The 13,663-nt window shown below is 71.5% G+C and carries 11 protein-coding genes; 2 read left to right on the forward strand and 9 right to left on the reverse strand.

The window, feature by feature from the left end; genetic code table 11:
- Nucleotides 1-59: 59 nt before the first annotated feature.
- From OHA72_RS36535 to OHA72_RS36550, 4 genes are all read right to left on the reverse strand, one after another.
- Nucleotides 60-2,438: a cellulase family glycosylhydrolase gene (locus OHA72_RS36535; protein WP_327000616.1), complete on the reverse strand. Its 2,379-nt coding sequence runs from the start codon at nucleotides 2,436-2,438 to the stop codon at nucleotides 60-62.
- A 243-nt stretch (nucleotides 2,439-2,681) separates the two neighbouring features.
- Nucleotides 2,682-3,821 carry a hypothetical protein gene (locus OHA72_RS36540; RefSeq protein WP_327000617.1) on the reverse strand — a complete coding sequence of 380 codons (1,140 nt, stop codon included), beginning with the start codon at nucleotides 3,819-3,821 and terminating at the stop codon, nucleotides 2,682-2,684.
- On the reverse strand, nucleotides 3,821-4,210 hold the full coding sequence (locus OHA72_RS36545; RefSeq protein ID WP_327000618.1) for a type III secretion system chaperone family protein: 390 nt from the start codon (nucleotides 4,208-4,210) through the stop codon (nucleotides 3,821-3,823). Before OHA72_RS36545 ends, OHA72_RS36540 begins: the two co-directional genes overlap by 1 nt.
- 810 nt (nucleotides 4,211-5,020) lie before the next feature.
- Entirely contained in the window at nucleotides 5,021-6,250 is a 1,230-nt protein-coding gene (locus OHA72_RS36550) for an MFS transporter (protein ID WP_327000619.1), read from the reverse strand.
- A gap of 75 nt (nucleotides 6,251-6,325) precedes the next feature.
- Between OHA72_RS36550 and OHA72_RS36555 the strand changes: the two genes are divergently transcribed.
- Both OHA72_RS36555 and OHA72_RS36560 read left to right on the forward strand, forming a co-directional pair.
- On the forward strand, nucleotides 6,326-6,829 hold the full coding sequence (locus OHA72_RS36555; protein WP_327000620.1) for a MarR family winged helix-turn-helix transcriptional regulator: 504 nt from the start codon (nucleotides 6,326-6,328) through the stop codon (nucleotides 6,827-6,829).
- A gap of 56 nt (nucleotides 6,830-6,885) precedes the next feature.
- Complete coding sequence (locus OHA72_RS36560) at nucleotides 6,886-7,506, forward strand: YdeI/OmpD-associated family protein (protein ID WP_327000621.1); 621 nt, start codon at nucleotides 6,886-6,888, stop codon at nucleotides 7,504-7,506.
- A gap of 34 nt (nucleotides 7,507-7,540) precedes the next feature.
- Here OHA72_RS36560 and OHA72_RS36565 read toward each other — a convergent pair whose 3' ends face one another.
- The 5 genes from OHA72_RS36565 to OHA72_RS36585 all read right to left on the reverse strand — a co-directional run bounded on the left by OHA72_RS36565 (nucleotide 7,541) and on the right by OHA72_RS36585 (nucleotide 13,526).
- The gene (locus OHA72_RS36565) at nucleotides 7,541-8,704 is read right to left on the reverse strand and encodes an MFS transporter (RefSeq protein WP_327000622.1); all 1,164 of its coding nucleotides are present in this window, start codon (nucleotides 8,702-8,704) and stop codon (nucleotides 7,541-7,543) included.
- A gap of 110 nt (nucleotides 8,705-8,814) precedes the next feature.
- Nucleotides 8,815-9,057, reverse strand: a complete 243-nt coding sequence (locus OHA72_RS36570) for an aldo/keto reductase (RefSeq protein WP_327000623.1) — start codon at nucleotides 9,055-9,057, stop codon at nucleotides 8,815-8,817.
- Nucleotides 9,058-9,309: 252 nt separating this feature from the next.
- A complete protein-coding gene (locus OHA72_RS36575; protein ID WP_327000624.1) occupies nucleotides 9,310-9,993 on the reverse strand; it encodes a response regulator in 684 nt (227 codons plus the stop codon).
- Nucleotides 9,990-11,201 (reverse strand): sensor histidine kinase, encoded by a 1,212-nt coding sequence (locus OHA72_RS36580; protein WP_327000625.1) that lies wholly within the window; start codon nucleotides 11,199-11,201, stop codon nucleotides 9,990-9,992. The genes OHA72_RS36575 and OHA72_RS36580 overlap by 4 nt, the downstream gene beginning before the upstream one ends.
- 159 nt (nucleotides 11,202-11,360) lie before the next feature.
- Nucleotides 11,361-13,526: an MMPL family transporter gene (locus OHA72_RS36585; RefSeq protein WP_327000626.1), complete on the reverse strand. Its 2,166-nt coding sequence runs from the start codon at nucleotides 13,524-13,526 to the stop codon at nucleotides 11,361-11,363.
- Between the last annotated feature and the right edge of the window lie 137 nt (nucleotides 13,527-13,663).

Here is a 13,663-nt window from a genome sequence, read left to right on the forward strand (position 1 = left end):
CCGGCACGCCGCACCGGGCAGCGCCCATGTTCTGCGCTTCGGCAGCCGGACGGCCTTGGTCAGGTGGCCATGATGGAGTAGGCGCCGCTGGCGCAGCCGGTGATGCGCCAGCCGCCCGGCACCTGCTCGGCTGATGCGTTGAGAACGCTCGTGGTGCGCAGGCGCGGTGGGGCTTCGCCGGGGAACCAGATGTCGACCTGACAGTTGGCCGGGTCGGTCGCGGCGGTCGCGGTGATCCGTAGGTCGGTGCCGCGCGGGCCCGCCGTCAGTGACTCCAGCCGGCCGGGGAAGGCGCGCGCCGCCGCGAAGCGCTGCATCTTGGCGCCGTCCGCCGCGGGCTCGCCGAACCAGCCCCATTCGCCGGTCCACAACGCGGCGCCGTAGGCGGCGGCTGCGCGGGCCGACACGGTGAGGTTCCGCTCGATCGACGCGATCGTCAGGCCCAGGCTCTGATCCATGCTGATGGACTCGCTGTACGGGTGCGGGGCGAACACCAGCTGCCGGTCCGCGGTGAATCCGGGCGGTGGGGTCACGTCGAAGCCGAGGCCGGACCACAGGACACTCGGCTGGAAGAAGGCGATGTGGGGGAACCCTCCGGCGGCGCGCTCGGCCTCGCGGATCGCGGTGATGGCGGCGTCGTAGAACCGGCCCAGCAGCAGCCCCGAACTGATCGGCGGGTTGGGCCCGATGCCCGGTTCGTTGAGCAGGTCATACCCGGCGACGGCGGGTTCGTCGGCGAAGGCGCGGGCGACGAACGCCCAGGTGCGCACGAGCTCGGTCTGGATGCCGTCCCGGTCGGTGTACAGGTTTCCGAACGCCGTCGCCACCGCGGGTGCGAGGTCCCGGGCCAGGAACTGGCAATGTGCCGTGCCGTCGGTGATCGTCGCCCAGGCCGGCGCGCCGTCCCAGCCGGTGGTCGGCGTGGTGGCGCCGCCGCACTGCTCGGACGGCCGCGCGAGGGCGTTGCCCCACGCGTCCTGGTGCATGTCGAGCACGGTGTAGATCCCGTGCGCCTTGGCCGCGGCGACCGCCGCCTGGATCTGGCGGAGGTAGGACTGGTCGAACCTGCCGCGCTCGGGCTCCAGCAGTGACCACGACATGCCGAGACGGATCACGTTGAAGCCCATCGCCGCCATCTGGGCGAAGTCACCATCGGTCAGCGGCTGCGTCGCCGGTACGGCCGGGTCGCGCAGATAGTAGTCGATCAACTGGTTCACGTTGACGCCCCGGAGGATGACCTGCCGGCCGGTGACGTCGCCGATCGTGGCCATCCCGTCGCGGTCGGGTGCCGGGTGCACCCGTAGCCGTTGCAGACCGCCGGCCCCCGCGACCGCGGCGACGGACGGTGGTCCGGGCTGCACCGGTGCGCCGATCATGGGAGCGAGCGCGAGGAGCAGCACCCCGGCCACCACGAGGGCCCCCAGCCGCGATCGCGGGTGGGGACGCGGCAGCAGTACGGACGGCCACCGCGAGCCGAGCCCGACCAGCAGCACGACCAGGAGCGCCGCCGTCAGGCCGACGGCCGCGCCGTAGCTGAGCCCGGTCGCGACGCCGATCAACGCGGTGCTGATCCACCAGTTGTCCGGTCCGGCGCCGGAGAGGCCGCCGGACAACGGCGCGACCGCCGCGTCGACGACCCCGAGGCCGAGACCGACGACCACCGCGGCCAGCCACACGATCACGCCGCCGCCGAGCGGACCGGCGTCGGGCAACCGTGGCCCCAAGGCCCGGACGACCGCCACGACGACGGCGAGGAACACGGCCATGCCGAGGAGGAATCCGACCACACCGTTGGCGGCGGTCGGGGCGACCAGGAATCCCGTGAACGCGTACCCGACCGGCCCGCCGCGCCACCACTGCGACGCGGGTCCAACCGCGAAGAGCGCGGCCACGGCGAACACCACGAGCACGGGCGCGAGCACCGGCTGCGCCGTCGGGGACCCGACCCGGGAACGGGCTGCTGTCGGGCCGACGCGGAAGGCGAGCGCGGCACAGGCCGCGACCACGGCGCCGACGACGAGGTACTTCAACGCTGCGAAGCCGGCCGTGCTCACCGCGTACCGCAGCGCCAGACCGGCGGAAAGGTGCGGCCCCAGCACGGGAATCGCCGACGCGAAGCCGCTGGCGGCGCTCGCCCAGGCGCTTGCGCCGACGGTCGCGACCCACGCGGCGACGAACACCCACCGGGCCGTCAACCGCCGGCCGACGAGCACGACCGGGACCGCCGCGCCGGCCAGGAGGATCGGAAGCCCGACCACAAGGGGTGCCCAGCGGTAGGTGCTGCCGGCGCCGGCGAGGGGCAGCCCACGGCCGCCGACCGGTGCGAGCAGACCCGAGGGATCCGTCGCGGCACCGACCGCGAGCACGGCGGCGAGCACGGCGACAACCGTAGCGGCGGCGCGGCCCTGCGGCGCTGTCCACAGCCGTCGGAGGATCATGAGCGCGGGATGGCAGTCATAGTGAACGCGATTCTTACTCGCGTTCGGTGCGTTTGTCAGCCCCCGCCGACCGCGCCGGCGTCAATCGAAGCGGCCCATAACCGGCCAGGGCCGCTGACACGCCCGGCGACTCCGCCATCGAACTGCGGACGCCGCCGGGCTTCGCGGCCGAGCGGGGATCGAGACCATCCAGGCGGTCCGGGCGGCGGCGGGTCGCACGCCGTCCACACCGCGGGCCGGATTTCAGTCGTCGTCGCCACCGAAGATGCGGTCCTGCAGGGTGTCCGCGCTCAACGCGACCTGGTAACAGTGTGCGGCCAACTGCTGGCTCGACGCGCCGGCCAGCGGGGTGAACGACTGCGCGACGATCTGTGGAACACCCGTGCTCCCGCTGATCAGTGCGATGCGGCCGTACCCCGGCCGGGCCGAACCGGCGAGCAGCTGGTCGGGCGTGATCAGGACCGACATCGGCCCGATCGCGGCCTCGATCCCACAGAGCTGCACACCTTCGGCGAACGGCTCGGCACCGTCGACGACGAAGATCTGCACGACCTGGGAACGCTGCTGCGGCAGCGGAACGGTGAGGTCGTAGTGGGTCTCGTGCTCCGCCCACTCGGCGCCGAGGTGCTCGGCGATCACTGGGATGCGCCGCCGTAGCGGGCCGATCCGCCCAGTGGCCACGGCGGAGGGCGACAGACCCGTCGTGACCGCCGCGGCCGGGATCGGATCGTCGGTCAGCAACCAACGCTCGATCAGGTCGTCCAGGCCGACGTCGGCCTCCCGGCTCGCCTCCAGGAAGTCGACGGCGCGTTCGAGGGTCACCGGGTTACCCCACCCGGCGACCAGGGGGTAGCCGCCCAGCGCCGCCCGCCAGGCCGGCGCGTAGGCGCCGACGTAGCAGGCGCCGAGGACGGCCAGCCGCAGCCCTGGTGAGACGCCGGCCGGATCGATGTCGTGCGGGAAGACCACGGAGCCGTCGCAGCACTCCAGGCTGCCGTCGTCGATGCCGTGTGAGCTCCAGTAGAAGCCGGCCGGGGTGAGCCCTTCGACGCCGGCGCCCTTGCCGGTGACCGCCTCCCGCAGATCGTCCCGGCTGGCCTGCTGGTCGACGACCACGGTGTATCCGGCGGCGCGCAGGACCGCGACGTCGTCGTCGATCTGGGCGAGCTCCTCGTCCAGCATCGACCGGTCCCGCCCGCTGGCGGTCTTGTACCCGAACAGGAACAGGAACGACTTCCCGGTGCCCAGACCCGATCCCGTCGGCGGGTGCACCACCCGGGCGGCCGGATCGTCGCTGCGGGCGTCGGAGGTCCAGTGCTTCGGGCCGGGCTGGGTGGCGCCCCAGCCGGCCGGCAGGAACACCTCGTCGGTGTCGTCCGGCATCAGAAGTCGTCCCGGGCGCTCAACTGGAGCTCCAGTTCGTCCGCCGTGGCAGCGATCATCCGCAGCGGTAGGTCGAACTCGTCCGGGTCGAGCGTGGCGAGCAGTGCGTGGTGGATGAGAACGTAGTCACCCTCCTCGTCGAGGGCGAGCGCACCGAGGCTGAGGTCGTCGTTCTTGCGGAGCGCGACCCGAGGCTTCAGCTCCTCTGCCTTGCACACGAAGCTGCGGAACTCGATCCACTGCTGGTCGAATGCCTCGTAGCAACGCACCATGATCTTCTGTGTGCGCTCCGATTCGTACGTCCAGAGCAGCGAGAACCAGCCGTCCTCGAGATCCTCCAGCTCATACTTGGTGCGCGCATGCTCGCGCAACTCATACCACGTCGGCATTGTGTCCTGTCTCCTGTCGAGGGAACCACGGCGATCGCTGAGACTACAGACGAGGCCACCCGCGCCCCCATCGACGTCCGGCGAAGCTCCCGAGCTTCAGCCTGCGGGACACCCGATCCTCGGGCAGGACACCTGCGCGATGCGGGCCACCGTATCGCCGCCGACGCCGGTGAGGACCTGCAACAGCGCCACGTTTCTCCACGACGCAGGTGTACGTGCACCGACGACGACGAGGCACGGCCGGAGCGCCCATTGGGCCGGCGGCACGTCATCGGCACGGTGGCGGTCGCCGGCGTACTGGTGGGTGGTATCGCGGCACTGATGCTTGTCATGCCGGACCATGGGGACGTGCCGGGGCGCGGCACACTCCAGCCGCCGGGTTGTCGTCCATGCCGCGGAATGTGCGCCAGGGTGCTTCCGTGCGGCCCGTCGAGGGCGGCGAGCACGGAGGAGGTCAGGGGCCTGCGTCGCCGCAATCGCTGCCCACGTCGGTTCCGGCGCCGTCCGTAGTGCCGATCACGCCGTCAGGTAGTGCCGATCACGCCGTCAGGACGACCGACGCGGTCGCCTCTACCGCCGACTGAGGTCACCCCTCCACCGGGGCGGTGAGTCCCGCTGGTGACCGGTCCAAAGTCCCACCCGGTATCCCCGGACCGACCAAGGTCAGGTGCTCGCACATCGGCCGTGAGTGCGCGCCGGTGAGCTGCCAGCACAACGACACACGGTAGCTGCGGCGTGGGGTCGGTTCGATCATGCTGGGCCAAATATGTTTGTGCGTTCCGGCGCCAGATGGTTCGACCTCTGGCGGCCTCAGTCTTCCGGTTTGCGCTGCAGCCGGCGTACCGACGGCGGCGCCAACGACGCGACGACCGCCGCGGTCATGACGGTCGCCGTCACCAGCAGCCAGGTGCGCTCACCGACGACCGCCGCGACGGGACCGGTGAGCGCCAGGCCGAGCGGACGCATCACGAACGAGCCGACCTGGTCGAACGCGAAGACCCGCGCCAGCTTGTCGGGGGCGACGTTCTGCTGGATCGCCAGGTCCCAGTTGACGCTGAAGACCTCCAGCCCCAGGCCGTGCAGGAACGCGCCTGCCATGACCACGGCGAGGGGGACCGGCAGCGCCATCGCGAGGGGGAAGCACGCGGTCAGGGCGAGGAACACGGTGCCGGCCAGCAGCATCCGGCGCGGCCGGTAGCGCAGCGTGATGACGCCACCGACCATGAAGCCGGCCATCAGCGCCGCCAGCGCCCAGCCCCACGCCGCGTCGCCGAAGCGCTCCGTCACCAGGACCGGGCCGAGGACGCCCTGGACGCCGCCGTAGATCAGGTGGTAGATCAGCGCCTGCACGAGCAGCGTCCACAGCCACGTGTGGCGGAACACCTCGCGGGCGCCGGCCGACAGGTCCTCGAGCATCGAACGCGCCGCGGACGCGGCCACCGGGGCGATCCGCATGACGGTGAAGCAGGCCGCGGCCGCCGCGAACGTCGCCGCGTCCACGGCGATCGCCCAGCCGGCGCCGAACAGGCCGACGAGCAGCCCGGCCAGGCTGAACCCGAGGATCATCGCGGTGTTCTGCGACAGCCGGAGCACGGATATCGCGGTCGGCAGCGCCGCGGCGGGCACGGTCTGCGGCACGACGGCGCGGGAGGCCGGTCCGGCGATCGCGGCGAGCCCGCCGTTGACGGCACTCATCACGGCGAGCATCGGCACGCTGGCCGCACCGGTCGCCAGGCTCACCGCCACGATCGCCTGGGAGAGGCACGCGAGCGCGGCGGCGCCCCGCATCAGCATCGCCCGGGGGAGCCGGTCGCCCAGGACGCCCGCGAACAGGGTGGTGACCACGTCGACGAGCGCGTAGGCCGCCACGACCAGGCCGAGCTCGGTCGCCGAGCCACCCAGGTGCAGCACCGCGAGGGCCATCGCCACCGGTGTGATCGCCGACCCGAGGCTGATCAGCGTCCGCCCCGTGAGCAGCCAGCGGAACGCCCCCGACCGCCATGCCGTCTGTTGCCGGGGCCTTTCGAGCACATCCACCATGCCGTCCAAGCTATTTCGCTGACGAAATGTTTGTCAACGAACTGTTCGCCAGCAAACGAATGCTAGGATGCGGCGATGGGCAACGACTTCGCCGACCTCCACGTCGCCCGCTGGCGCGACCACTGGATCGACATCCCGTTCGACGACCAGATCGAGGCCGCCACGGTGCGCCTGTCCCGGATCGCGCGCTTCTTCCGCGACAGCAGCCAGACCGCGTCCGCCGAGGTCGGCCTGCAGCAGTTCGAATACGAGACACTGCACCAGCTGATGATCCGCGACACTCCCGGCCACGCCTCACCCCGGGCCCTCGCCGAGGACCTGGGCGTCTCCCCGCCCGGGATGACCGGCCGGCTCGACACGCTGGAGAAGGCCGGCTACATCAAGCGCACCCCCAGCCCCACCGACCGCCGCAGCGTCAACATCGAGGCCACCACCGCCGGCGTCGCCGTGTGGCGGCGCGCCATGCTGCTGCGCGGGCACGCCGAGATGGAACTGCTCGGCGCCCTGTCCGAGCGGGAGCTGGCAACCCTGAACCGGCTGCTCAAGAAACTGACCACGGCGATCGAGGCCAGCGACTGATGGCGCCCGCCCGCACCGCGGGTCCGGGGCATGATCGTCTCGGTTAACCTGCTGGGGTGGCGGGAGTCGACCTGGATGAGTTGATCGTCGCGGACGCTGAGGCGCTGCGGGCGTGGTTGTCGGGCAACCACGCGGCGTCGAAGGGCGTCTGGCTGGCCTTGACCAGGAAGGGCGGCACTGTCACGACCGTGACCTGGCAGCAGGCGGTCGACGAGGGGTTGTGCTTCGGTTGGATCGACGGGCAGGCCCGCAAGGGCGATCAGGACATCTCCTGGATCCGGTACACCCCGCGGACGCCCCGCAGTCCCTGGTCGCAGCGCAACGTCGCGCACGTGGCCCGGCTGGAGGAGCAGGGGCGGATGCTGCCCGCGGGGCGCGCCGCGGTGGACGCCGCGAAAGCCGACGGGCGGTGGGCGGTCGCCTACGCGCCGTCCTCGGAGGCCGAGGTGCCGGCCGACCTCGTCGCCGCGATCGCCGCCGACCCTGAGGCCCAGGCCATGTTCGACGTGCTGACCAAGACCAACCGGTTCGCGCTCATCCACCGGCTCAACGCCGTCAAGCGGGAGCAGACCCGCGAGCGGAAGATCGGCGAGTTCGTCGCGATGCTGGCCCGGCACGAGACGATCCACCCGCAGAAGGCCAGACCCGCGAGCCCGCCACGGTCGACGCCTTCGTGATCGGCGCTGATTCGGCCGTACGGTGCGGACGCGCTCATCGCGGCCTGCGGCCGTGGCGCAGCGTCAGGAGGGTCGCAGCGGCGAGTGCGGCGGTGACGGCGAGGCCGAGCGGGTAGCCGGTCGCGGACGCCAGGAACCCGAAGCCCGCCGCCCCGGCGCCCAGGCCGGCGTCGTAGGCGACGCTCCAGACGGCGGTGACGGTGCCGAACCGCGCCGGTGCGACCGCGTCGAGCAGCACCGCCAGGCTCGCGGTCTGCAGGGCGCCGAAGCCCGCGCCGAAGACGACCGCTGCCGTCAGGATGCTCGCCGGGTGCGCGGCGACGGCCAGCCCGGCGAAGCCGCCGGCGGCGACCAGCATCGCCGGCGCCAGGAGCCGGCGCGGGCCGTGGTGATCTCCGATGCGGCCGGCCCACCAGCGGGTGACGGTGGCGGCGAGCGCCTGCAGCAGCAGTGCCGTGGCGATGAGACCGGCACCGGCGTGCGGCAGCGCCGCGGGCAGGAAGGTGGCGACCACGCCGGCGAGCGTGGCGGCGGCGGCGAAGACGAGCGCCGGGCGGGTCAGGCCCGGCTCGCGGAGCGCGTGGGTCATCCCGTCCGCCGTGACGTCCTCATGGGCGGTGCGACCGTCCCGGCCCGGCAGCATCGGCAGGGCGAGCAGGCCGGCCAGCGCGAGGACCGCGCCGGTGGCGAACGTGGCCGGGTAGCCGGCGTGGGCGGCCAGCCACAGTCCGGCGGGCATGCCGATGATTGCCGGTACCCCGGCGACGACACCGATCACGCCGAGGCCCTCGCCGCGACGGTCCGGTGGGATGAGCTCCGCCGACCATGCGCCGCAGGCCACGAAGATCGTCGCCACGCCGGCGCCGCGCAGCGCACACACGGTGAGGACCGCGCCGAAGCCGCTCGTGCCGGTGAGCGCGAACGCCGGCAGGCCCAGGAGCAGCAGGCCGGCGGCGATGACCGCGCGGTATCCGAACCGGGCCACCACCCGCGGCAGCACGAGCTCGGCGGCGACCGTCGAGGCCATCAGCACGCCGGTGGTCAGCCCAGCGACGGCCCCGCCCGCACCGGAGGCGACGACGGCCGCGGGGACGACGGGCAGCAGCACGTAGAAGGCGGCCAGGCCGAGCAGGTCGGTGGCGGACACCAGCAGCAGCGGGCGGCTGAGCAGCCGCGGCCGGGGGAGGGACGTCGTCATGCGCCGACCGTACGAACGAAACGGTTCGGTTTGAAGTACCGAAGCCGACCCCTTGAACAGGACCAATTCTCGTTGGACGGCGCGCCCCAAGCTGGACGGGCGCGCGCCGATCAGTGGCCGAAGGCGTCGGAGTCGGCGCCGGCAGCGTCGCCCCGGTCCAGCGCGGACAGCGACGCCACCTCGTCGGCGGACAGCTCGAAGCCGAAGATGTCGAGGTTCTGCCCGAGCCGGACCGAGTCGGCGGACTTGGGGACCGCGGTCAGCCCGAGCTCCATGTGCCACCGCAGCACGACCTGCGCAGCCGTCCGGCCGTGGCGCTCGGCGATCTCGACGACGACCGGCTCGCGCAGCACATCGTTGCCCTGGCCGCCGATCGGCGACCACGACTGGGTGACGATCCCGTGCCGGGCGTGGTACGCGCGGGCGGCCGCTGCTCCCCGTCGACGCGGTCGCGGACGCCGGGTCCGTGCGCACCCTCGCCGAACTCCTGGCGCGAAGGCCCCCGACCGGAGCCCGCCGGAAACGCCGGCGGCCGAACCGGCGGCGGTGTTCTGATCCACCGGTCGACCGGGCCGGCACGCGTGCCGGCCCGGTTCTCGCCTTCGTCAGCCGACACCGGGGTCCGGCGTCACGAGCCCGTTCTTGTAGGCCAGCACGACCATATGGGCCCGGTCGCGGACATTGAGTTTTGCCATCGCCCGCTGCACGTGGGTACGCACGGTCAGCACGCTGAGGTGCAGGACCCGGGCGATGTCGTCGTTCGACATGCCGTCGGCCGCCATCGTCACGATCTCGCGCTCGCGGTCGGTCAGCTCGGCGATCCCCGGCGTGCGGGGGCGCGGGGCGGCGGCCGTCGGTGCGGCGGCGAGGAACTGGTTGATCAGGGCTTTGGTCGCGCCGGGGGACAGCAGGCTTTCACCAGCGGCGACGACACGGATGGCTTCGAGCAGGGCGTCGGTCGTGACGTACTTGCCGAGGAAGCCGCTGGCGCCGGCGCGTAACGCTCGGGCGACGTGCTCGTCGTTCTCGAACGTTGTGAGGATGAGTACTCGCGTGTCGGTGAGGTCGGGGTCGGCGCAGATGGTCTCGGTGGCGGAAAGTCCGTCGGTGCCCGGCATCCGTACGTCCATCACGATGACGTCGGGATGGTGTATCCGGGCGAGTTCGACGGCCTGCGCGCCGTCGGCTGCCTCGGCCACGACCTCCAGGTCGTCGCATGAGTCGATCAGCATGCGGAAGGTGCCTCGCAGCAGCGCTTGGTCGTCGGCGAGGAGGACACGGATCGTCATGGCGTCGTCTTCTCCGCGACGGGGTGCGATGCCGGTGCGTGTGGACGCAGCGGGAGTGCGGTCACGACCTCGAAGCCGACGCCGCCGCTTTCGCCGGCCCGCAGGTGACCCCCGACGGCATTGGCCCGCTCCCGCATCCCGATGATGCCGTAGCCGTGAGCATTGCGCGTCGGTTGGTCGCTGGTACGTCGGTCGTTGGTCACGGTGATGGTGAGCCTGGTGCTGCTGTAGCAGAGGCGGAGCGAAGCCGCTGCCGACGCGGAGTGCTTGGTGGCGTTCGTCAGCGCCTCCTGAATGATGCGGTAGGCGGTCAGGTCGACTCCGGCTGGGAGGTGCTGCGGCTCGCCCTCGATCTCGAGGCTGACGGTCAGGCCCGCGGATCTGCAGACCTCGAGCAGACCGGGGAGCTGAGCCAGCCCCGGCGCCGGTTCGAGACTATCCGTGTCCGGGCCGATCCGGCGCAGCACGCCGACGGTGTCGCGCAGTTCGAGCATGACCGACGAGGTGGTGGCCTTGAGATCATTGAGGAGCCGCTTGGTGAGCGCCGGGTTGGACTCCAGCAGGTGCGCCGCGGTGCCGGCCTGGGCGTTTGCCACCGCCATATGGTGGGCCACGATGTCGTGCAGGTCGCGGGCGATGCGCAGTCGCTCCTCGGTGACGCGCAGCCTGGCCTCCTCCTCGCGGGTCCGCTCGGCGTGTTCGGCACGGGCCTGGACGGCTTCGAGCCAGGCGTGGCGCAGCCGGACCTTGCTGCCCATCGCCAGCGGGAGCAGCAGCCACAAGGCCGGGCCGATGGCGCGCAGCGCCACCATCTCATCGAGGTCGGCGCCGATGGCGGCGGCGACGGCGAGCACGGTCGCGGTGCCACCGTAGGCCCAGGTCGTCCGGGAGTCGGTTGTGGCTGCCAGCCAGTACAACGCGACCATCAGCGGGGCGAGCAGGAGGGGGGAGAGGATGAAACCGAGGCCCCCTGTGACGACGGCGCAGACGGTGCTCACCACGACTGTGCCCCGTGGTCGCTCACGTCCCTGGAACAGCACCAGGCAGGCGATCCCCGTCACCACCTCGGCGACCCAGACGTTCTGCGGGCGACTGTCGCCCGGGCCGAAGAGGTTCGCCCCGACCGCCGCGCCGCCGAGCAGCGACAGCACGATGACCGCGTCGGTGAGCTTCGGGTGCCGTTCGGCGTACTCCACCAGGCTCACCATGGATGGTTCCTCCTCGCGTGCTGCGGGCCGGTGGTGGATTCGAGGAGCCCGAGCGGACCCGGGTTTGTGTTCGGAGCGTCGTCGGCCGGGCCTGCCTGCTCGGCAGGCCCGGTCTCTGATGATCGATGGTTGCTCAGTGACAGGGTGACTCCGGACCCGTCATCGAGTGTGCGCAGGCATGAGGCCCTGCTCGGCCTCCAGCCGGTCCGGTGCGTCCCTGTTCAGGCTAGCGCCCTCGGTGTCGACCCTTGGCAGTGTCTTGTCGAGCCAGCGCGGCAGCCACCAGGCGCGATGCCCGAGCAGCGCCATGACCGCCGGGACGATCGCCATCCGGACCACGAACGCGTCCAGGAGCACGGCGGCCGCGAGACTGAACCCGATCATCTTGATGAACGTGTCGTGCTCGGTGATGAACCCGGCGAAGACAGCCATCATGATCAGCGCGGCCGCGACAACGACCCGTGCGCTGTGCCGGAAACCGGTTTCGATCGCCTCGTGCGGCTGTTCGCCCTGGACGTAGGCCTCCCGCATCCGCGATACCAGGAACACCTGATAGTCCATGGCCAGCCCGAAGACGATTCCGATCATAAAGATCGGCACCGCACTCATGATCGGACCGGTCTGCTCGACGCCCAGGAGGTCGGCGGCGAATCCCTTCTGGAAGACCAGCACCATCGCCCCCAGGGCGGCCAGCGCCGAGAGCAGGAACCCCAAGGCTGCCTTGACGGGGATCAGGACGGAGCGGAACACCAGCAGCAGGAGCAGGACGGCGAGCCCGACCACGGTGGCCAGGTAGGGCACGAGCGAGTCCTGGAGCTTGGTGGCCAGGTCGATGTTGACCGCCGTGGTCCCGGTGACCTGGAATCTCGCGCCGGTATCGGCGATGAGCGCGGCCCGTTTCGTGCGGAGCTCGCGCACCAGGTCTTTGGTCGCTTCAGCGGTCGGGCTGGTGGTGGGAACGATCTGGAAGATGGCGGTGTCGCCGACGTCGTTGAACTGCGCCGGCGACGTCGATGCCACGCCGTCGGTTCTTGCCATCTTGCCGGCGATCGAGTCGACCGCCTGCTGCGGCTCGGCCGCGTCCTTGGCGTCGACCACGATCATCAATGGGCCGTTGAACCCGGGCCCGAACGCCTTGGCCAGCGCGTCGTAGGCACGGCGTTGGGTGGTCGAGGTCGGTCTGGCCTCGTCCCCCGGCATGCCCAGTTGCAGGGCCGTGGCCGGGACGGCGAGCGCTGCGAGCGCCACCACGCCGAGCATCAGGATCGCGATCGGGTGGCGCAGGACCAGCCGCGCCCACCGCGCGCCGCCGCGCCCCGGGGTCTTCGCACCGGTACCGCCAGCCGAGGTGCCGGTGCGGGTGCGGGTGCGGCGAACATTGCGAGACAGCACCTTGTCGGGCATGAACCCGAGGACCGCAGGCACCAGGGTAAGTGCGACCAGAACGGCCACCACCACGGCCGCGACGGCGGCCAGGCCCATCTTGGTCAGCATCGGGATGCCGATGACCGCCATGCCGCCGAGCGCGATCACCACCGTCAGGCCGGCGAACGCCACGGCCGAGCCGGCGGTACCCACCGCGAGGGAGACCGCGTCGATGGCGGAGAGACCGCGTGCGCGTTCTTCCCGGTACCGGGAGACCACAAACAGCGCATAGTCGATCCCGACGGCGAGACCGAGCATCATCGCCATCGTGCCGCTGGTCGCGGACAGGCCGAGCGCGTGGCTGACAGCGAGAATCGACATCATGCTCACCGCCACCCCGATGAGCGCGGTCAGCAGCGGCAGCCCTGCGGCGAGCAGGGATCCGAACGTGATCAGCAGGATCAACGCGGCGAGTGCGACAGCGATGATCTCCGCGACGCCTCCACCGGAACCGACCTCCATCGCGCTGCCGCCGGCCTCGACGGTCAGCCCCGCCTTCCTGGCCACGCCGGCCGCGGCGTCGATCTCCGCACGACTGTGTTCGGTGACCGCGCTGGCCTTCACGGTGTACCGCACGCTGGTGTACGCCGCGGTTGCGTCGCCACTGACTGCGCCGGCCTCGAACGGGTCATCCACCATGGCGACCTGACCGCCGTGGGCAAGCTGCTGCACCGCCGACTCGATGGCCGCCTTGTACGGTGCCGATGTCACCTGCTGACCCGCCGGAGCCACAAACACCACCATGGCTTCGCCCGCGTCCGCCGTTATCCCAGGGAACCGCCGCTGCATCAGGTCCAGGGCCGTCTGCGACTCGATGCCAGGCACCGAGAAGTCGTCGTCGGGGACCGATGCCGCCGTCAGTTCCGCGAAGATCGCGCCCGCCAGGACGGCCAGCCACACCAGGACGACCGGGCCGCGGCGCCGGAAGGCGAAACGGCCCAGCCGAGCCAACAGATTTGCCACAGAACGTCTCCTCAGGAAGTGTCGGATGAGATCACGATCCCGGCTCGACCCGCGGCCGTCGTCCTGCAGCCGAC

Origin of the sequence: Dactylosporangium sp. NBC_01737, from assembly GCF_035963215.1 — a bacterium.
In the GTDB taxonomy this organism is placed as follows: domain Bacteria; phylum Actinomycetota; class Actinomycetes; order Mycobacteriales; family Micromonosporaceae; genus Dactylosporangium.

What these genes read in the sequence shown, in the direction of transcription:
- OHA72_RS36535 (WP_327000616.1), bottom strand. Translation starts at nt 2,438, where the DNA reads ATGATCCTCCGACGGCTGTGGACAGCGCCGCAGGGCCGCGCCGCCGCT.
- OHA72_RS36540 (WP_327000617.1), bottom strand. Translation starts at nt 3,821, where the DNA reads ATGCCGGACGACACCGACGAGGTGTTCCTGCCGGCCGGCTGGGGCGCC.
- OHA72_RS36545 (WP_327000618.1), bottom strand. Translation starts at nt 4,210, where the DNA reads ATGCCGACGTGGTATGAGTTGCGCGAGCATGCGCGCACCAAGTATGAG.
- OHA72_RS36550 (WP_327000619.1), bottom strand. Translation starts at nt 6,250, where the DNA reads ATGGTGGATGTGCTCGAAAGGCCCCGGCAACAGACGGCATGGCGGTCG.
- OHA72_RS36555 (WP_327000620.1), top strand. Translation starts at nt 6,326, where the DNA reads ATGGGCAACGACTTCGCCGACCTCCACGTCGCCCGCTGGCGCGACCAC.
- OHA72_RS36565 (WP_327000622.1), bottom strand. Translation starts at nt 8,704, where the DNA reads ATGACGACGTCCCTCCCCCGGCCGCGGCTGCTCAGCCGCCCGCTGCTG.
- OHA72_RS36575 (WP_327000624.1), bottom strand. Translation starts at nt 9,993, where the DNA reads ATGACGATCCGTGTCCTCCTCGCCGACGACCAAGCGCTGCTGCGAGGC.
- OHA72_RS36580 (WP_327000625.1), bottom strand. Translation starts at nt 11,201, where the DNA reads ATGGTGAGCCTGGTGGAGTACGCCGAACGGCACCCGAAGCTCACCGAC.